Genomic DNA, 22,844 nt, shown 5'->3' on the forward strand with positions numbered 1-22,844 from the left:
CACCGTTTCGTAACCGTCATTATTTATAGGATATCTTCATGCACACGGATCTTGTCTCTCCAGATTCACTGCGTCAGATCATATCTGGCCTGTTTACTCAAAAAAATACACTGGTGGATGATAACGATGATTTAATTCGCAAAGGACTGGACTCAATGCAAATGATGGCATTGTTAAACCAGTTGAGACGTCAGGGATATCGCGTCACTCTTCGTGAACTTTATCAAAAACCCACACTGTATGCCTGGAGCCAACTTCTGCAACGTCATGCGCCTGTTACTCACACAGCACCTAAGCCTGATGCGGCGCAACCACTGATTGCAGATGCGCGTCCGTTCCCACTGACCGCAGTACAACATGCTTATTTTGTTGGGCGATCGCCGGAACAGACGTTGGGAGGAGTAGGTTGCCACTTATATCAAGAATTTGACGGTATCGGGCTGGAACCTGAACGACTGGAAGCGGCAATTCATGAGTTGATTCAGCGGCATCCAATGTTACGAGTACGGTTTTTGCCAGATGGTCGCCAGCAAGGTATGACCGACGCTTATTGGAAAAAATTAACAGTCCATGATCTGCGAAACTTGACAGCGGACGAACAGCAACAAGCGCTGAACAATATACGTGAACAACTAAGCCATCGCGTATTACAGGTTGAACAAGGGGAAACGTTCGATATTCAACTCAGTCTGTTTGGTGAGAATCAGCATCGGTTGCACGCTAACATTGATTTGCTGATCATGGATGCCGCCAGTTTTAGCCTGTTCTTTACTGAACTGGCGGCATTAATTGTCAAACGTAACCTGCCGGCTATCCCTTCTGACTACGATTTTTGCAGCTACTTGGCGCAATATCAGGCGCAATTTGCGCAGGCTCGACAAGAAGCAGAGGTATTCTGGCGTAACCGGTTAGATACCCTTCCCCCCGCCCCGCAGCTTCCGCTGGCTAAGGAACCTTCGCTAATAAAAAATGTTCGCATTCAGCGCAGATGTTTCCGTTTGGCTCCTGAACATTGGCAACGTTTTAAACAACTTGCTCAACAAAATGGTGTTACGCCAACGATGGCGTTGGCGACCGCATTTGCCGGTTTATTATGTCGCTGGAATCATGCCCCCCGTCTGTTGTTTAACCTGACGTTGTTTGATAGAGCGCCATTGCACGCCGCGGTTGATAGCCTGCTGGCCGACTTTACTAATATTCTGCTGTTAGATATTCCCGCTGATAATTTGCCATTCTGCCAACTGGCTCAAGACGCGCAGGCAACATTTGCCGAAGCCTACGAACACCGCCATTGGTCTGGTGTAGAAGTTTTACGTGAACTTAAAAAACGCGGCAGCCATCCACATGGTGCGCCAATTGTGTTTACCAGCAATTTAGGCCGACCTTTATATGGCGAAAATACCCGTGATGTTCTGGGAAAACCAAGTTGGGGAATATCACAAACTCCTCAGGTATGGTTGGATTTCGTTGCATTTGAACATGAAAATACACTGAATATTCAGTGGGATAGTAACGACGAACTCTTCCCGGATGGGTTAATGGATACCTTGTTTACCGCCTATCAGGGATTCATTGAGAACCTAACGGAAAACGCCACCCAGTGGAGTGAAGAATTACCGGATCTGATGCCTGAATCGCAATACCAGCTTCGGCATCAGATCAATGACACAACTGAACCTTTGCCGAACGCCCTGCTGCATGAAGGTGTGTTCTTACAGGCAGAACGTACACCTAATATTGTTGCTTTGGTGACTAATAATAAGGAAATTAGTTATGGTGAATTGAGTTTGGCCGCTCGCCGGTTGGCTGCCGTGTTGCAAAAAATGTCGGTTATACCGGGAGATCGGGTTGCCATTAGCATGGAAAAAGGCGTCGGACAAATTGTCGCGGTATTGGCGATACTTTATGTCGGCGGCGTTTATGTACCGGTCCCGGTTGATCAGCCAGTAAACCGACGTCGTGCTATTTGCGAAAGTGCTGGAATTCGTGTCGTTATCATTGCTCCTGAGCAACAGCATAATGAATGGTCACAAGATGTACACTGTGTTTCCTGGCATCAGGATGAGCGATGGCCGCCTTTGGCAAATATGGCTAAGCGTGCGGTGACTGATCCGGCTTATATTATCTATACCTCTGGCTCAACCGGTATGCCAAAAGGGGTGGTTATCAGCCACCAAAGCGCACTCAATACCTGTCTGGATATTAATCGCCGCCATCAGGTTCAAAGTAGCGACCGATTATTGGCACTCTCCGCCCTACATTTCGACCTCTCCGTTTATGACATTTTCGGTATTCTCACGGCGGGAGGCGCGTTGGTATTAATTAATGAAGCACAGCGTCGTGATCCATCAACCTGGGAAATGTTGATCTCTCGTTACAACGTAACGATATGGAACAGCGTACCGGCACTGTTCGACATGTTACTGACCTATTGTGAAGGGATGGAAGTGGATGCACCGAAAGTACTTCGTACCGTGATGTTGTCCGGGGACTGGATTGGTTTATCACTGCCTGAACGTTACCGGGCATTCAATCCTGATGGTGTGTTGAGTGCAATGGGCGGTGCTACAGAAGCGGCTATTTGGTCAAACGAATATATCGTCAGAGAAGTTGCAGCACAGTGGCGCTCTATTCCGTATGGCTATCCCTTGGCTAACCAGCGTTATCGTGTGGTAGGTGCAGATGGCCGTGATTGCCCTGATTGGGTTGTCGGTGAGCTTTGGATTGGTGGCGCAGGTGTTGCATTAGGCTACTTTAATGATGAAGAACGCACTTCTGCGCAATTTGTTGTCGATCAAGGGGAACGTTGGTACCGCACCGGTGATCTGGGTTGTTACCATCCTGAAGGCTGGCTTGAATTTCTGGGACGTCGTGATAGTCAGGTAAAAATTGGTGGTTATCGCATTGAGTTGGGAGAAATTGATGCTGCCCTTAATCAGGTAACCGGAATCAGCAAAGGAGTGGCGCTCGCTAGTGGCGAAAAAGAGAAATCGCTGGTGGCGTTCCTTGAATTGGAAGGCGATTCTTTATGCCAACGGGTAAATCGTGCGCCGCAGTTACCCGCTGGCTACCGTGATCTGTTCCCCGCGGTGCATGCAATAACTGCGGATAGCAGTGAACCTCAAGTTGCAATGTTTCTGCTGGAACATCTCTCTCGTCACGGTATTACCTTTACTTCACCATTATCACTGACAGATTGCTTGCAGCGCTATCAGCCCCAACCGGAATACCATGATTGGTTTGGCCGTATGTTGGCATATCTTTGCCAATGTAAAGTACTGACTGAATCTACACCGCATGTATATCAGGCCGGATTATTATCCTCTATTAATAATGAAGCAGATATCCCTGAACGCTGGCATTCTATGCTACGTAGTATTCTTACCGGGCAACAGTCAGCGGTAACATTGCTTGATGATCCACAATTCGCACCGGAACAACAGTTGTTTGTGTTGCCAGAAACCCGGCAATGGTTGGTCGGATTGCAACAGGTAATCACTGCCCTTTCTCTGCGATTACAACGCCCCGTGACTTTGATGGAGTTTGATGCTCGTAGCGGTCTCTGTGCGCAGTGGTTGGCGGAGCATATTACTGATCAGCACCTCTGTTATCTCGGCTTTGAACGTTCTCAGGCACTGGTCAATCAGGCGCAAACACGGTTGAGCGGTTATGCTCATGCATCAGTACAATGTTGGTCTAAAGTACAAGGTTGGTCTAAACAAAGTTGGCCTGAACAAGTTCCTGAGTCGCTGCAACATCAGGCTGATATTATTCTGCTAAATAACGTACTACATCGGGAAGAAGATCCCGCACGTTGCGTCAAGGAATTGCTACCGCTTGCTCAACCTGGCGCGTTGATATTGGCAATGGAGTTGCGACAAGCATCGTCTCTCTCCCTGATTACGACTGAGTTGCTTTCACCTCAAGGTATTCAATTACGCTCTGCGTCACAGTGGTTATCTTTATTGCCATTACAGGCCGAAACGCCAATTACCATCGGCAACCTTAGTGTGTTATTGATGCAATCAAGTTACAGTGTCACCATTCCCGATCGTGAAAAGATTAAATCGGTGCTGGCACAACATCTGCCGGGATATATGATCCCACAGCGTTTGCATATCATTCCTCGCCTGCCGCTGACACCTAACGGCAAAATTGATCGTAAAGCGTTGTCGCAAGAACTACAGTCCGCGACAAAAACCGAGACCGCACCACGCCAGAATGAAATGGCTTTGTTGAATGCGGTGGAACAAACCGTTGCTGGCATTTGGCAATGTTTGCTCAATACAGAGCAACTGGGTCGTGACAGTGACTTTTTCCAACTTGGTGGAGACAGTCTTCTGGCTACACGTTTGGTTGGTGAACTGACACAACAAGGCTTCAAGGGTGAACTGGGCCATCTTTTCCGTAACCCACAATTGGCTACGTTTGCGGCTACATTGGTTCCTTTGGCTGAAATTTCATCACCAGAGTGCGCTCTGCCGAAAGAGCAAAATGAATACCAGCCTTTCCCACTCACGGAAGTTCAACAGGCTTATTTGGTCGGACGCCATCCGGGTTTCGCTTTAAGTGGTGTTGGGGCACATTTCTTTATTGAATACCGGATAGAACAGTTAGATGTTCAACGTTTAAATCGGGTGTTAAATCGTCTGATCCAGCGTCATCCAATGCTCAGAACCGTGGTTGTCAATGGTCAGCAACAGGTATTAAAAAATGTTCCGCAGTTTTCTGTCAAACAGCATCAATTTACCGACATTACGCAGGCAGATACATTACGTGAACAGCTTTCACATCAGGTATTAGATGCCGGTAACTGGCCGGTGTTCGATTTCCAACTTGCGCAAGACGATGGGATGGTCTCCCGGCTATTTGTCAGTCTGGATAATCTGCTATTAGACGGGTTGAGCATGCAGATATTGCTGGCTGAATTAGAACAGCTCTATCTTGACGAACAACACGAATTGCTACCATTGAAAGTGACATTCCGGGATTGTGTACTACGTCAGCAACAGGCGCCAACACATCAGAGTTCGCTGCAATATTGGCAGGAGCAAGTGAAAACATTACCACTGGCGCCACAATTGCCTCTGCGTATTGCCCCAGAAAGTGTTCAATCCCCCCGTTTTGTGCGCTATAGCGATCGATTGTCTGCACATGAATGGAGTCAGTTAAAACAACATGCTGCTCCTTATCAGATAACTCCTTCCGCGTTATTAATTGCGGCTTATGCAGCGGTCTTGTCTGCGTTCAGTACTAAACCGGAGCTAACGCTCAACCTTACCCTTTTCGATCGTCCGCATTGGCATGAAGATATTAATCACATTCTGGGTGATTTCACTTCGCTGTCATTACTGGCATGGCGCCCGGAGAAAAATTGGTTATCAAGCGCCCGTGGATTGCAACAACAGCTCTGGCAAGATTTGGATCATCGTCACATTTCAGCAATCAGAGTGATGCGTGAACTGGCGCAGAGCCGCGGCCCTGATGCCGCCATTATGCCGGTCGTTTTCACCAGTGCATTAGGAACACATCAAGGGCAATTCCTGTCGCATTCATCGTGGATGAAACCCGTTTGGGGTATTTCCCAAACACCACAAATCTGGTTGGATCATCAGGTTTATGAATCTGACAATGAACTTTGTCTGAATTGGGATGCTGTTGAAGAATTATTTGAACCGTGTCAGTTGCAAAACATGTTCAATAGCTACATGACGCTATTACGCACCCTTGCAGCACAGCCAGAAAGTTGGCATGCAGTAATGGAACAACTGATGCCGCGCCGACAATCCGTGATGGTTGACAATAGTTCTGTTGCTATTGCGCCATCACTGCGTTCAGAGGGATATGACCCACAAATATGCAGCGAAATTCAACATCTATTTTTATCCATAACAAATCATCCTATTAACGTACAACAAAACTTTTTTGAGGCAGGAGCCAGCTCGCTACAACTCATTCAATTGCATAGCAGATTACAACATGCGGGTTTTCATCATCTTGCCGTGACTGATTTATTTGCTTATCCAACACCAGAGACGCTCAGTTTACGCTGCCGGAAGGATTCTCACGATGGAAATCGCTTGTCGATCACTCCTCGTCAGCGTCAACAACAAAAGCGTCTGCAACAACGGGAAAAACGTCATAAAGGAGCTGCATAATGACTGATTTAACGCCTCACTACGATAATTGCGATCCTATCGCAGTGATTGGCCTTGCCTGCCGCTTTCCGCAGGCGCCAGATAGCGATGCTTTCTGGTATAACCTGCAACACGGAGTTGAGTGTACTGTGCCACTCGCCCGTCAAACATTATTAGATGCAGGTATTCCTCCTGAAGTCATTGAGAGTGAAAATCTTGTCAATCGGGCAGCGATATTAGAGAAGGCGGAACAATTTGACGCCTCTCTGTTTGGTTATTCACGTCAGGAAGCGGAGATGCTTGATCCTCAACAGCGTCTTTTTCTCCAGACCGCCTGGCATGCCCTTGAACATGCCGGTTATGCGCCCCGTCATGTACCTCTGAAAACCGGTGTTTTTGGTAGTAGCCGGGTCAGTACTTGGCCTTCATGGTCACAATTTTCCATGACCGATGTCGGCAAAGTTAAAGGACTTCAAGCGTTAATCAGCAACGATAAAGATTATCTTGCGACACGTACCGCTTATAAATTAAACCTGAAAGGTCCGGCACTGACGGTACAAACAGCATGTTCAAGTTCACTGGTTGCCGTGCATATGGCTTGTGAAAACCTGCGTGCCGGTGAGTGTGATATGGCGTTAGCTGGTGGTGTGGCGGTTTCTTTCCCTCAAGAAAGTGGTTACTTGTATCAGCCGGGAATGATCTTCTCGCCTGATGGACATTGCCGCCCCTTTGATAGTCAGGCAAATGGTACCTATGGTGGCAACGGTGTTGGCGTGGTCACATTGAAACGCTTGAGTGACGCGCTGCGCGATGGCGATCCCATCATGGCTGTGTTGCGTGGCAGTGCAATTAATAATGATGGCAATGAGAAAGTTGGCTTTACTGCCCCTTCGGTTAACGGTCAGCGCAGCGTTATTACCGAAGCTCTCCAACTGGCTGATGTCAGCATTGATGATGTTGGCATGATTGAGGCACATGGTACAGGCACACCGCTTGGCGATCCGATAGAAGTTGACGCGTTGCGTAGCGTATTTTCTGACCGTAGTGTAGCGGTGCCGCCTTGTTATCTTGGCTCAGTGAAAAGCAATATGGGCCATCTTGATACGGCTGCTGGTATTGCCAGCCTAATTAAAGCAGTCCTGTCTGTTTGGCATGGCTATATTCCACCGACGATCAATGTTCAGCAACCCAACCCGGCGTTACGGTTGGAACAAAGTCCGTTCAGGTTGGCAACGCAAGGACAGGACTGGACACAAACATTGCGAACCGCAGGCGTCTCTTCGTTCGGTATTGGCGGTACCAACTGTCATGTTGTAGTGCAATCATTGCCGGAAGAATTACGTCGTCATCGCACCTATCATGCGCAGACCTCGCCTTTATTGCTCTCTGCTGTTTCTGAATCTTCATTACGTCAATTGGCACAACGTTATGCGACTGCCCTCAATGATGCACCAGAGCATCATGCAGATCTGGCCTGGACCGCGTTACAGGGGCGTGATCTCTCATTACCCTGGCGTTTAGCGTTGACGCTAACGCCACAAGGTGCTGAAAATTTATCCGCTTTTGCCAACAAAAATCCAACACAAAATATTTTCAGTGGCCAAGTCAATAGCGAAGGTAAGCAACTTTGGCAATTTAGTGGTCAGGGTTGTCAATGGTCTGGAATGGGGAAAGCCATGTATGCCAGTTCTCCTGTTTTTTCCGCTATGTTGGATCGTTGCTGCGCAGCCTGTGCATCAGAGTTGGCACTGCCATTAAAAGCAGTCATGTTCGGAGAACATGATGCCGCATTAGCCACTACCGAATACGCACAACCGGCAATTGTGGCGCATCAAATTGCACTGGCGGCACATTGGCTGGCTTTTGGATTGAAGCCGGATTATGTTCTGGGGCACTCGGTTGGCGAGTTTGCCGCTGCCGTTGTTGCTGGGATTTTCACACCTGAACAGGTGATGCCGTTAGTAGCGGTACGAGGCAAACTGATGCAAAGTTGCTCCCAAGGGGGGGCGATGTTGGCGGTTTTTGCCAATGAAGAAGATGTGCTTCCGTTTGTTCATTCACTGGCATTAGATCTGGCGGCTTGTAATGGCCCTCAACACTGGGTTTGGGCCGGTACAGAGACGGAAATTGCTACTTTGGCGCAACGTCTGGAGCAACAGCAGATTCGTTGCCAGCGTCTTAATGTTGCTTGTGCAGCACATTCAGCCATGCTTGATGGCGTACTGGAGGCATTTTCTCTACGTTGTAGCCAGTTACAACCTGCATTGGGGGAAATTCCGCTGATTTCGACCCTGACAGCTAATATTGCAACGGCTGAACAATTGGCTTCACCGGACTACTGGCGTAACCATATGCGTCAGACTGTACGCTATTACCCGGCTGTTGAATTTGCCCGCCAGCAAGGGGTGGCATTATTTATGGAGATGGGTGCTGATGCACAATTAACCGGCATCGGGCGGCGTGTCAGTCTGCCACAAGAAACCTGGATTGCTGGCGTACAGCGTCAAAGCTCTCCAGAGACAGCTCAGCAAACGGCGCTTATGCAACTTTACTGTGCTGGTGTGCATCTTGATTGGCCGCATCTTTTCCCACTCACTGGGGAAAAATGCCACGCTCCGCTCTATCCATTTGATGAACAGCATTACCACTTCCCTGCTACCAAATCTGTGCAACCCACAATCAATATCAATGCTGGACTTGATGTGAATGCTCTTCTCGATCCTGCCATTGAGCAAAACTCCGATGCTGTAACACTACGCGTGTTGTATACCGATGCATTGGTATATCAATGTCATGGGCGTGATGCTGAACAAGGTTTCGGGGCCATTGACACGATTCGGGCTGGCCGACTGCAACCTTGTTGGCGTCCCTTGTTGGAACAATTATTAACCTATTGCGTTCAGCAAGGTTATTACCGGGAAATTTCTGGGCCAACGACGAGTAAAATGTATCGTCCTGATCGTCCCCTGCCATATGCCAAACGCCGGTTATTAGAGGCAAGTTTACTCACTGCTTTCCCGGCTTTGATTTATGCCGGTGAGCGTCTGTTTGCCCTGTTGAGCGCTCGTTGCGATTTGCCGCGCCAGTTTGTGGCAACACAAGCCGCGACCAACTCATGGCTTCCGGCGCCACAACCGTGCCCTGATACCCACTATGCCCTACATTGGCGTACAATAAACACCGTAGATATCCCAAGATCTTCAACGGCATATGCTCTCCGTTCTTCAACAACGAATGACGAGATTGTTAATCATTGGCATCAGGCGGGTATTCGTTTACAGCCAGAAAGCGGAAACATCTTATTACTGCTTACCGGCAATGATGTACTTGAATTATGCGATCAAGTTATTACTGAATTAAAACGTGATGAAGCGACATCACTAACCGTTGTCACCTGTTGCGCTCAACCGGAAACCACCTTATCACCAGAGAATATCAACCCAGCTCAATACGCTGTCTGGGCATTGCTACGTGTCGCAGTTGAAGAATATCCCCATCGTCGTATTCAAGCGATTGATATTGCTGATATCAATGATGCTAATGCTTTGTCATTAGCGCTTGGCTATTTGAGTGAACGTAACCGTTGGCTGAGAGTACGCGGCAATCAAGTCTCGGTGCCGGTTTTACAGCGCCAATCCTTACTGCTTTCCCAACAGTCGATGTCGATTCCCCATCAGGGTTGGCATATCGTGACCGGGGGAATGGGCGGAGTTGGTCAGATTTCCATCCTTTGGTTGTTGGCCCAAGGCGCGCGTAGAATTGCGGTATTTGCCCGTCGTCAACATGCGGATTGGGACGCTTTTGTTCAAGAGTTATCACTGAATACTGAATGTGAGATACGCTGGATTAAAGTTGATGTTACTGATACGTCAGCCATGTTAAACGCAGTACAGAAGCTGGCACAAGAGGATGGTATCGCCGGAGCAATTCATGCGGCGGGTATCGCTGATCACACCCGGTTGGCAGAACTTGGACCTCAACGTCTGTCTCAGATGTTATCAGTAAAAGCGCTGAGTGCATCGGCATTGCAAACTGCCCTTAAGCAACATAATGCGCACTATCTGTTGCTTCATTCTTCTGCCGCATCAATGTTAGGCGCTCAAGGACAAGGCGCTTATGCCGTTGCCAATGCTTACCTGGAATCTTTGGCTCTGACGGCACCGGATTCGTTGATGGTAAAAGTACTGGTCTGGGGTGTTTGGGGTGGCGTTGGTATGGCCCGCGACCGGCGATTAGTAGAAAAACTGGCACAAGATGGCATGTTGCCGTTCAGCGTCAATGAAGGTATCTGGCATTTTAATCAATCTCTGCGCAGTGCATCTCCTTGTTATCTGGCGATACGGTTGGATGAGCATCATCCCGATATTCTGCGTCGTTTACAGGCTGACATTACAACTACAACGCTGACTTCTTCGCACGTTGTCGATAACACGCGGTATCAGGATGAAGAAGAACGGCTCTATTGGTTGCGTCAACGTATCGCTGCGTTGTTACGGTTGGAACAGCCTGAACGTTTGGAACCGCAACAAGACTTACTGCAATTTGGTTTGGATTCCCTGCTGTTCCTAGAGCTAAATGCGGTGATCCACCAGCAATTTGGTTTCAGACTAACTGCCGAGTTGGCTTATCAGAATATGACTTTAGAGGGGCTTAATCGGCTTATTGGCGACGCGTTACCTGAACAACCAGTAGCCTGTTATCAGCCTGAGATCATTATTGACAACGCCCAACGTCATGCTCCATTCCCTCTGACCCCTATTCAGCATGCTTACTGGATTGGTCGTACTCAGGCTATTGATTTTGGCGGTGTTGCGTGTCACGTCTTATTTGAGTGGGATCTGACACTGGATCGTTTTGATATTCCGCGTTTTGAGAAGGCATGGAATGCTTTGATCCAGCGTCATGGCATGTTGCGCATGATAGTGGATGAAGATGGACAGCAAAGAATTTTGCCTGAAACGCCTTGGTATGTTTTATCGCAAGATGATTTGCGTATGCTGGATGAAACAGCTTGTGAACAGGCATTGGTTCAGCGTCGCCATACACTTTCTTATCAGGTGCCGCCAGCAGAACAGTGGCCGTTGTTTGAAGTTTCTGTTTCTCTGCTACCGAATGCACGCTGTCGCTTACATATGAATCTGGATCTGTTGCAGTTTGACGTACAAAGCTTCCGAATCATGATGGACGATTTGCAACGCGCTTATCACCAGCAACCATTGGCTCCACAAGCATTTACTTTCCGTGACTATGTGATGGCGGAACAAGCTCAACGGGCAAGTAAAGAGTGGCTGACATCATGGTCATACTGGCAGGAACAATTACCTTCGTTGCCTCCGGCGCCAAGATTGCCGTTGAATCCACAACTACCTCAGCGTAGTCAGCCACAATTCACGACTTATGAAGGTCGATTAGCACAATCTGATTGGCAAATGCTCAAACAGTGCTGGCAACAATGGGGAGTGACTCCTTCTGCCGGTCTGTTGACGCTGTTTGCTCATACTTTGGAATGGTACAGCCGCCATCCGTTGTTTACCCTCAATCTGACATTCTTTAACCGGCAACCTTTCCATCCAGAGGTTCAAGATCTGATTGGTGATTTTACCTCCGTTATGTTGATGGATTTTGACTTACGCAAGACAACTTCCCTGCGTGCCAGCATGGAGAAAACCCAAGCTTTGTTATGGCAACGACTGAGCCATAACTATGTCAATGGTGTTGAAGTATTGCGAGAACTTGGCCGCCAACAAAATGGTGAAGCCCATAACAGACAACCGCTGACGCCGGTGGTTTTCACCAGCATGTTAGGGATGGCGCAAGAAGGCGTCGCTATCAAACAATCCATCACCCAGTTACTAGGCGATCCGGTCTTTGTGCTGAGTCAAACCCCGCAAGTCTGGCTGGATCATCAGGTTATGGAAGTGGATGGTGATCTACTATTTAACTGGTACTGCATGGATGATGTATTGGCGCCGGGGGTTATTGAGGCACTGTTTGCCGCTTATAACGCGCTATTAGTGCAAATTTGCCGACAATCTGACTGTATAGAACATTATGATCTTCATACACCACCTTCTGGCCATGCACGTTATGATTTCTGGCCGCAACAACCTGAATTGCGTCAGGCCGAGCAATATCTGCGTGCTAAACCTGAAATCCGACTGGCAGAAATTCAACCACGTCAGGACGATACGCAAGGTTATAATGTATGGCTGGTGGCGGAAAATAATCTGCCATTACAGTTATCAGAGCCACAGGCGATAAACACCGATCTGTTACCTCTGCCTGAGTTAACCGAACAACAGGCGTTTGAACGCTCTTGGCAATACATTGAACAGCAAGCATTACTCGGCTTGGGCCAGACGTTACTGCGCCATAACCTGTTCACTTCTCCTCAGCAATATCACTCTCGTGAAGAGATTGAACAACGTTTACAACTTGCGCCACAGTATCAGCGTCTTCTTACCCAATGGTTGACGTTATTAAACAACCAGGGATTTATTGAAAAAACCGCTGGTGGATACCGCTGTTTGCAACCGCTGAATCATGTTCCTTCTCCTACGGTAAAGCTGGACGACGCAGTGTGGTGTCAAACTATTAGCCGTTATGTCGCGACATGTATCGAACAACATGACGCCCTGCTTGCCGGGCGAGGTAATGCTTTGGAACTGCTGTTTGCCGATAAACAGACCACTGCCAGCCTCTATAGCGAGAATCCAGCGTTACGGTGCCTGAACCAAACTGCCGCTGAAATTATCCGGCAATTGAGTCGGGTATCTGAACATTTCACCATGCTGGAAGTTGGCGCAGGAACCGGTGCAACCTCAGCGAAGGTACTTGAGCATAATGCACAATCGATTGAAAGCTACCACTTTACCGATGTTTCGCCGCTATTCTTGGATGATGCACGTCAGTTGCTCAATCATTATGGCGAAACCGTAAAATTTGCTCTGTTCGATATTAATCAGCGTATTGATTTTAGCCTGCATCCAGAATCCGGTTACGACCTGATTATGGCGGTTAACGTGTTGCATGATGCAATCCATCTGCAAAACACCCTACAGCGTCTGTCACGATTACTGAAAACCGGTGGATGGTTGCTGATTATTGAATCAACGAAACATGAAAGCGCTATGCAACTCGCTAGTGTTGGATTTATTGAAGGTATTAATTCCTGGAGTGATGATCGCGGCGACAGTGCATTGATGGCGCTTGCGGACTGGCGTAAGTGCCTGGAAAAATCCGGCTATCGGGTTTCATTGGAATGGCCGGGACAAGATGGACCAGAACTGCATCAACAACTGATTCTGGCGCGTGCTGAACGGCAAGCGCGGATTAATGTCAGTGAAGTAGTGGCACAATTTTCCGCTTTGCCTTACTCATTGCATGTTCAACAGCAAGAACAATTGCCGTTGATTGTGACCGCTAAAGAGAGCGCGGCACAGTCATCAACTTCGGCAACAGTACAACCGGAAACAGCGGATGACCAATTCCATGAGATTGAACAGCAGGTAATTGCGCTTTGGTGTTCACTGCTTCCTCAGCCAATACAGCGCCACAGTGACTTTTTCCAGAGTGGTGGTGACAGCTTAATTGCTACCCGGATGGTGGTGCAATTGCGTCGTCAAGGTTACGAACAAGCAAATCTGCAACAGCTTTTTGAACATCCTAAGTTGAGTGAGTTTTGCCGTACTTTGCGGACAATTGAAACAGTTGAAACAACACCCGCTACACAGGTTGTTCCACTTGAGACTAAGCCAGTATCGGAACAGACGCTGCCACTGACTGCGTTGCAGTATGCTTATTGGTTGGGCGAAAGCCAACTGTTCCAGTTTGGTAACGGTATCGCTCATTTCTATGCAGAACTGGCTATCAAGAATCTTGATCTGCCTCGTTTCACTACTGCCTGGAACCGTGTAGTCAACCATCATGCGCAATTACGTGGCTATGTGAAGGATGGGCAATATCATATTCTGTCGGAAGTTCCCTGCTATACCCCGACGGTAATCGACTGCCGTGACATGATACCAGCTCAATACGAAACAAAACTCGCTGATGCCCGCGATACCCTGCGCACTAAAGGTGTTCCTAGCGATAATTGGCCGCTGTTTGATTTGACGCTGTATCATATTGATGACCGGACACATCTATTGCATTTGACTATCGATCTGTTAGTCGCTGATGGCAAAAGTCTGACGTTAATTCTAAGTGATTTGCAATGCGGGTATCAGGAACCCAATTGGCAGCCAGAACCACCGGCCGCGACTATTAGTGACTATATTCAAGCACTGGATGATGAGAAAACAGGGGAAGCCTGGCAACAAAGCAGACAATATTGGCTTAATCGTTTACCTTATCTGCCTGATGCACCGGAGTTGCCGTTAAAAGATCATCAGTCACAACAGCTTAATCAACAATGTCTGACGGGATGTATCAATCCGCAACAATGGCAGCGTTTGCAACAACGCGCAGCAGAATACCGAGTGTCCCCATCACAGGTTATGTTGACGTTATTCACCCATGTTCTGGCGGTATGGAGCAACAGCGAGCATTTCACCATCAATGTTCTGCATGGCAACCGGCTGCTTATGCCACAACATTGCGATACGTTGGTGGGGAATTTGTCTACCACGTCATTGTTGGAAGTGGATTTACGCAACAGCACAGGATTCAGTGACTCGGTAAGTCGGATACAGAAACAGTGGTTAGCTGATCTGCAACATGCTCTATTTGATGGTCAATTAGTACTCAGAGAGAAAAATCAGCACCGTCACAATCTGAACGCCGGTATGCCGATCGTGTTCAACGATACAACCGGTACTGCGGGCCAAGGGCCATCAGGGTTGGGAACGCTGAATCTTTTTGGCGCGCAAACACCGCATGTTTATCTCGACTGTATGCTGATTTCCAGCTCAGATGGCGGCGTTATCATTCAGTGGGCAATCTTGCCGCAACTATTCCAGCCACAAGTTGCAGAAAATATGTTTGCTCATTATCAGGCTAGCGTTGCCGCCCTGCTTGAAGCCGATTACCAATGGAGCGCCCCACTGCCAGAGTGGCTCCCGGCAAATGATCGGATTTTGTGCCAAAACAGTAATGCGACAAAGAATGTTTTTCCGCCACATACGCTGTGTTCGTTGATTGAACAGGCGGTAAACCGCTACCCACAACGTACCGCGGTAGTCGATGCTTACCGTCAAATCGATTACCGTACTTTGTGGTCACAAAGTCTGGCATTGGCTGACCATTTACTAGCGCAAGAAAATCAGCATTCGTCTCTGATTGGCGTGGTGATGGAAAAGGGTTGGGAACAGGTTGTCGCGGTTATAGCGATTTTATTGGCGGGACGGGCTTATCTGCCTATTGATGCCAGCTACCCGCAACAGCGCATTCATCAGTTATTAGCATCAGGAGAAGTTGATACTGTATTAACTCAACCTAAGTTTGCTCAACAGATGAGTTGGCCTGATGGTGTACAGGTTATCGCGCTGGATGAAACATTACTTAACCGCTTGCCGAAAAATACCGGCGAGCAGCGCTTGTCTACCTGTCCTGAGGATTTGGCTTATGTGATCTTCACATCAGGCTCTACTGGCAAACCGAAAGGCGTGATGATAGATCACCAGGGAGCCGTTAATACCATCCTTGATATTAACCAACGTATTGCCCTCAATGAACACGATAGCGTGCTGGCAATCTCAGAATTGACATTCGATCTTTCAGTTTATGATCTGTTCGGTACTTTAAGTTGTGGGGCCAAACTGGTTATTCCTTCTCCCGGTGACAGCCGACAACCCGACAAATTATTGACGTGGTTACAGCAAGAATCCGTCACAATTTGGAACTCTGTTCCAGCATTTGTGCAACTGCTTGAGGAGTACGCCAGAGATTATCCACATTCCCTGAATAGCTTGCGTTGGGTATTGATGAGTGGTGATTGGATACCAACTAATTTGCCGGAAAGATTATCTGCCCTTCACCCTGCGTTGAATCTTCTCAGTTTGGGCGGTGCAACCGAAGCATCAATCTGGTCTATTGCCTATCCTATTGCTCAGGTTGATCCAAACTGGCGCAGCATCCCATATGGAAAACCACTGGCTAATCAGACCTTCTATGTGCTCAATGCAACGCTTTCACCCTGCCCGGTCTGGGTAACGGGGGAACTCTATATTGGTGGACAAGGGTTAGCACTAGGCTACTGGGCTGATTTAGAAAAAACTGCCCAAGCCTTTATTACTCATCCTCAAACCGGTGAACGGTTGTACCGCACCGGTGACTTAGGGCGCTGGCGGCCAGACGGTAATATTGAATTCTTGGGGCGCAACGATCACCAAATTAAAGTTCGTGGCTACCGGATTGAGTTAGGCGAGATTGAACACCGCTTATGTGAGCACCCGGATATACAACAAGCGTTAGCGTTTGCACATACTACGTCAACCGGCGCATTGCAACTCGTCGCGGGTGTGCGTTTATCTGATGAAGCACCGCTATCTACAGAACTTTTACCGGTTCTGCCTCATTGGTTGCAGCAGACCTTGCCTGCCTGGATGTGTCCACAGCGCTTTATCATTCTCGATACCTTACCCGTATCTGACAACGGTAAAATTGACAGACGCGCATTAGCAGCCTTGGTTGAAGAAATACAGGAAGTCAACCCAACATCATCCGTTGCTCTCAGTGTGACAGCACAGGCTGTGTTGGACCTTTGGCAAGCGGTATTGGAGCAACAAGCTATCAGTGTGCATGAGAGTTTCTTTACGCTAGGCGGTGATTCTCTGGCGGCGGTGCGGTTAATGGTGAAAATTAATCAGACGTTTAACCGTCAATACCCACTCAGCCTGCTACAAACTTACGATACCGTACACTCTTTGGCCGAATTTATTGAATATCAGCCAGAAAGCTCTTGCCAAGGAGTGATATTGAACAAGGGAAGTGTTGAGCAACCGGCACTATTTATTGTGCATCCTATTGGTGGACATCTGTTGGGGTATCGCCATATGGCGGCCAATTTCGGCGACCAACGCCTGATTGGGCTGGCGTTTCCCCCGGATAATTTAAATACAGACACCCCTTCCGTGGCAGCGTTGGCGGCTGACTATATCAGTCAAATTCGTGCTTTCCAGCCGCAAGGTCCTTATGCTTTGGCAGGATGGTCTTTTGGTGGATTAGTGGCCTATGAAATGGCTCATCAATTGCGAGCGATGGGTGAACGTGTTTCTCAATGCATCCTAATTGACAGCTTTGCGCCAAATGTCCGCACTGATCTGACGCTGGATGAAACATTTTGTCATCGTCATTTCCTGCTCGATTTGCAGGGACAATTCCCAAGTCTGACTCTGGATGATCATGTTATCGCTGCTGATACGGAAACTTTCCTTAATGCATTGCACGATGCCTTGCCACAATCTGCACAGATTGATAGCTCGCTGACCGCACTTTATGACGTATGGCGCTATAACTTGAATGCATTGCTTGACTACTGTCCACCGCAGACTTCACAGCCTTTCTGGCTTATTCGGGCAGCACAGGCACTACCTGATTTTATGGATTATCTCGATCCAACCACCATCGCCTCAAGCGATCTGGGTTGGCAGGTTTTTGGTCCGGTCAATGTGACACAACTTGCGGGCGATCATTACACCTTGTTCCAACACGAACATGTTGGCTCACTAGCTACTTGTCTGAAAGATATCTTGAATTCAGCACCAACCACTAATTTTGTTAAGGAGAACATATGATAAAGCCACGGCGGGTTCTGATTGTCGGTTCGAAATTTGGCGAATTATATCTTAATGCATTCTTACAACCTCAATCTGGTCTGGAACTGGCTGGCATTTTGGCTCAGGGCAGTGTCCGCTCACAGCAACTTGCTCGTGATTTTAATGTGCCGCTATTCCGCTCATTGGATGAGCTACCAGATGATATTGATATTGCCTGTGTGGTAATACGGGCAGAGGTGATTGGCGGCAAAGGCGATCAGCTCACTCAAGCACTTTTGGCTCGTGGAATTTCTGTCATTCAGGAACATCCCCTTGATGCTGAGGCCATCAAAAGACATCAATTAACCGCCAAAAAACATAATGCAGTGTTTTGGGTAAATAGCTTTTATAGCCAATGCCATGCTGGAAGAAGTTGGTTACATGCGGCGCGGCAAATTAGTCATTTATCACAGCAGCGTCCGGTAAGTGGTTATTTGACAACCAGTCGCCAATTGCTATTTTCCGCGCTCGATCTGTTGTTACAGGCATGTCACTGTCCGGAACAGATGGAGATAGTCTATGTTGGTCAGCGAAGCAGTGCATTTCATTGCTTCGAACTTAGCTTTGCAGAGACAACCGTAACGTTAAACGTACAGTCCTACTTGGACCCGAGAGATCCCGATATGCACAATCTGGTGATGCATAAAATGACGCTAATCTGGCCTGTCGGTTATCTGACACAGGAAGCTAGTTACGGGCCGGTCATTTGGACACCCGTCCTTCACGCCCCTGATCATCTGAATAGTGAACAAAGCCTCTACCTGAATGCCAGTCAGCCGGATGGTAACTATTTGCACCAAACAACATCACAAATTCTTTGTCCGGCAACCAAAAACTGGATGACGGCATTTGAATGTGATGGCGCTAAAGGCGTGGCATTACTACTCAATACCTTGAGTTCTGTATTGAACGGCGCCCCCTGCCCACCGGCTTTTGCTTACGATTACCAACTGCGGTTAGCTGGTTTATGGCAACAAATTTTGCGCATTATGGGAGAGCCTATTACTCAGGATTTACCGTCCCCTGTTTGGATTGAGCCAGCAAAATTGATGTTAACTGAGGAAGAATGTTGATGACGTGGGCACTCCCTACACATCCGATGATTCGTCCGTGTCTGACGACTCACGGCGAACCCAAATACACGCTGTTAATCTGCCCCTTTGCCGGGGGCAGTACCAGTGCATTCCGCCACTGGTCCACACTGAAAAATTTAGATATAGCGGTTTCACTGGTGATTTACCCCGGACGTGACAGCCGCATGGCGGAAAAGGCTGCTGCCAGTATTGCACCATTGGCGCAATCACTTTCTGACTTGATGGCGTCATTCACCCCCGCACAGAGAGAGAACCTGATACTTGTCGGTCACAGTATGGGAGCACAAGTTGCTTTTGAAACTTGCCAACGCCTTGAGCAACAAAATTGTTCACTCAAGGCGCTGGTACTTTCGGGGTGCCATGCGCCTCATCTTCGATCTCGCCGCCAACTGAGCGGGTTGCCTGATCATGAGTTTCTTGAACAATTGATTGATATCGGCGGTTGTAGCCCGATTTTGCGAGAAGATCCCGGCTTGCTTGAGCTGTTCTTACCGATGCTACGGGCTGATTTTCTTGCTACCGAACGTTATTACCGGCCCATTCAGACTGACGCTGTAAAACTGCAAACACCAACGTTGCTGCTTTATGGCAGTGAAGACAAAGAGGCTTCTGCGATAGAAGTTCAACAGTGGCGGCAATGGCTTGCAGACGGAGAGCAACATCTTTCATATCGCTACAAGGAGGTTGTAGGCGACCATTTTTATATTACTCAAGAACCTGAAAGTTTTATTCGTCACATTACACAATTTATACAATATGTACAGGAGTTTGCATAATGGCACCTTTTTCTATTCCAGGGAAAACACTTACTTTGACGCCAGACTATCTTTGGAATGGCAAAACGCTAGACCAACAACTTGCCGGGTGGGCTGGTATTTGGGGCGATAAAACAGCGCTGATCTATCAAGAACAACAACTAACTTACCGTGAATTGCACCAATCCGCAGAGAGATTATCCAGCGGACTATTTCGTCGTGGGGTCCGTCGTGGGGATAACGTTATGGTACAACTGCCTAACCGTATCTCTTTTGTCGTTACCTGTTTTGCCCTGTTTAGGTTAGGCGCTCACCCGGTGTTATTAATGCCGACACAGCGGACACATGACGTTCATGCCCTTTGCCAGATTGCCCGCCCGGTTGCTTACATTATTCCCGATTGCATCCATGATTTTGACTACCGGGAAATGGCACGAGAAATTGCAGCATCTTGTCCCGATTTGAAACAGATTATTGTTGACGGAGAAGCGGAAGAATTTACCGCATTGGCATCCATTGATGATGAACCGGTAAATATTCCTGGTCCAAGCTATGGTGATATTGCTGTTTTATTGCTTTCAGGGGGAACGACCGGTACACCGAAATTAATTCCCCGTACTCACGACGCCTATACCTATGATTTTGTGCTCTCAGCCCGTCTGTGTGCTGTAAATACGGAAAGTGTTTATTTGGCTGTACTGCCTGTCGCACATAACTTCACGTTAGGCAGCCCCGGTATTTTAGGTACCCTTTCCCAAGGCGGAAGTGTCCTTCTGAGCGATACCGCCAGTTGTGATGAAGCTATGCCGCTAATTGAACAACACAAAGTGACCCATCTGGCATTAGTACCGGCTCTGGCACGGCTTTGGGAACAGGCCCGCGACTGGGAACAAAGCGATCTTTCATCCCTACGCTGTTTGCAAGTGGGAGGCGGCAGGTTGACGCCAGAACTAGCGGAACAGGTAATAGCACGCCTTGGGCCTTTGCAGCAGGTGTTTGGTACAGCGGAAGGATTACTCTGTTATACCCGATTAGATGATTCCTATGAGGTCATCATTAATACCCAAGGGCGGCCGTTATCAGAAGAAGATGAGATCAAAATTGTTGATGCCAATTTGCAATCTGTAGCACCCGGTGAGGTAGGAGAGCTTATTACACGAGGTCCTTACACCATTACGGGATATTACCGTGCAGAGCAGCATAATACCGTGGCTTTCACCACCGATGGGTTCTATCGTACCGGCGATCTGGTTCGTATGACCTCAGATGGCAATCTGATCGTTGAGGGCCGAATTAAAGAACAGGTTAACCGCAGTGGTGAGAAAATTTCGACCCAGGAAGTTGAAACCTTGTTGCTGCAACACCCTGACATTGATGATGCCGTTGTCATTTCTGTGCCCGATGAGCTGTTGGGTGAACGAATCTGTGCCTGTTTACCTAACAACGGCAATCAGCCGGAACCGGCGCAGATAGAGGCATTTCTACAGCAGAGAGGGGTTCAGCGTCATAAAATTCCTGACCAATGGTTGTTTGTCGCCTATTGGCCGTTAACGACAGTAGGAAAAATTGACAAACGTCGCTTGGTGCAGATGGCACAAGCGGAACATGGCTGTCCAATGCGGCAATATCATGAACAAACGGTTGTTATTACCAGTACTCCGTTAGATTTGATTACGCATTTGCTTTCAGACAATGAGGCACAACCTTATATGCTCTATGAAGTGAAAGGTGAATGGTCGTTGGGGATAGGCTGCGCAGCGACCATCAGTGCGGATGCATCAGGACAACTGATTGATTCACAAGGTAATCGTCATCCATACGATATCAGCACATTGAGCCAGAAACTTGAACAGGCGCTTAATGCTCTCCCCATTCAGGATTGGCGGGCTTACGGAAGAACTTTATTTGAATTCTCCCATATGACGTATGGGCTGCCATTAGAACAACAAAACGAAGCGTTAATAAAAATCACTATTCCACAGCATGAATTACGCATAACTCAAGGACAGGTTCTGATACGAACGCTCGAAGAAGGTCAACTCGCCATATTGAGTGAGAAAGTTCGCCAGGCTGATCAATTAGGCACACCGGTTTTCTCATGTACAGAAGATATGGAAATCATTAATAAGCCAGACGCGGCGAAACATTATCAGGATAACGTCGCCAATGCGGTTAAGGATATTGCCGTGGGTCATTACCAAAAAGTGATCCTGTCACGTCGGGTTGAACTTGGTTCAGACATTGATATGCCACACAGTTACTGGTTAGGCCGTCAGGCTAACACGCCTGCCCGCTCCTTCTTCTTACGGGATGAAGATTTCTCTGTTTATGGTTTCAGCCCGGAAACCGTGGTTGAAGCAGATGGTACAGGTTGGGTCAGTACACAACCATTGGCTGGAACCAGAGCCTTGACACATGATAAAGATCAGGATCAACGGTTGAGAGCAGATTTGCTTTCTGACCCGAAAGAGATCTCCGAGCATGCTGTTTCGGCCAAATTGGCATTAGAAGAGTTGGCGTCGATTTGTCAGGCTGACACACTTTGTGTATCAGAGTTTATGGCGATTCGTAAACGGGGTTCGGTACAACATTTGGCATCACGGGTAAAAGGATTACTGCAAACAGACAAAAATCGTTGGGATGCATTTATCGCCCTATTCCCGGCGGTAACCGCTTCGGGGATACCCAAAAAACCTTCTTTACAAGCAATTTCACGTTACGAAGGTGAACCACGCCGACTTTATAGCGGTTGTGTCATGTTATTAGATAGCTCAGGTAAACTGGACGCGGCGCTGGTATTGCGTTCTCTCTATCAGCATCAAGGACGCAGTTGGCTCCAAGCTGGCGCAGGATTGGTCAGAGATTCCAAACCAGAAAGAGAATGGCAGGAAACCTGCGAAAAACTTGACTGCATTATGAAATACGTTCGCCGTTACTCTGGCAAAAAAGAGTAAATGAAGTCATAACACTTTTTCTTCCCAACCCCGGGAAAACCAGAATTGTTTCTGGTTTTCTCTAGAATTCAGGTTTCTAAGGAACAAGCCTCGTTATTTTCAACGAGGTTTGTCAGCGGTCTGAGCCATCATTAAGATGGCCAATAAT

General features: G+C 47.9%; 5 protein-coding genes. All 5 read left to right on the forward strand.

The genetic code is table 11. The features are described 5' to 3' along the window. Window positions 1-38: 38 nt before the first annotated feature. Genes EAE93_RS03675 through EAE93_RS03695 form a run of 5 tightly spaced genes read left to right on the forward strand, consistent with a single transcriptional unit; the run spans window position 39 to window position 22,696 of the window. Window positions 39-6,158 (forward strand): non-ribosomal peptide synthetase, encoded by a 6,120-nt coding sequence (locus EAE93_RS03675; protein WP_214039095.1) that lies wholly within the window; start codon window positions 39-41, stop codon window positions 6,156-6,158. Further along, complete coding sequence (locus EAE93_RS03680; protein ID WP_214039096.1) at window positions 6,158-17,872, forward strand: non-ribosomal peptide synthetase/type I polyketide synthase; 11,715 nt, start codon at window positions 6,158-6,160, stop codon at window positions 17,870-17,872. Before EAE93_RS03675 ends, EAE93_RS03680 begins: the two co-directional genes overlap by 1 nt. After that, on the forward strand, window positions 17,869-18,966 hold the full coding sequence (locus EAE93_RS03685) for a Gfo/Idh/MocA family oxidoreductase (RefSeq protein ID WP_214039097.1): 1,098 nt from the start codon (window positions 17,869-17,871) through the stop codon (window positions 18,964-18,966). The genes EAE93_RS03680 and EAE93_RS03685 overlap by 4 nt, the downstream gene beginning before the upstream one ends. Continuing rightward, window positions 18,966-19,763 carry a thioesterase II family protein gene (locus tag EAE93_RS03690; protein WP_040152500.1) on the forward strand — a complete coding sequence of 266 codons (798 nt, stop codon included), beginning with the start codon at window positions 18,966-18,968 and terminating at the stop codon, window positions 19,761-19,763. Before EAE93_RS03685 ends, EAE93_RS03690 begins: the two co-directional genes overlap by 1 nt. Next, entirely contained in the window at window positions 19,763-22,696 is a 2,934-nt protein-coding gene (locus EAE93_RS03695; RefSeq protein ID WP_214039098.1) for a salicylate synthase, read from the forward strand. Before EAE93_RS03690 ends, EAE93_RS03695 begins: the two co-directional genes overlap by 1 nt. Window positions 22,697-22,844 lie beyond the last annotated feature (148 nt).

It is taken from the genome of Photorhabdus akhurstii (assembly GCF_018448925.1).
Taxonomy (GTDB): Bacteria; Pseudomonadota; Gammaproteobacteria; order Enterobacterales; family Enterobacteriaceae; genus Photorhabdus; species Photorhabdus akhurstii.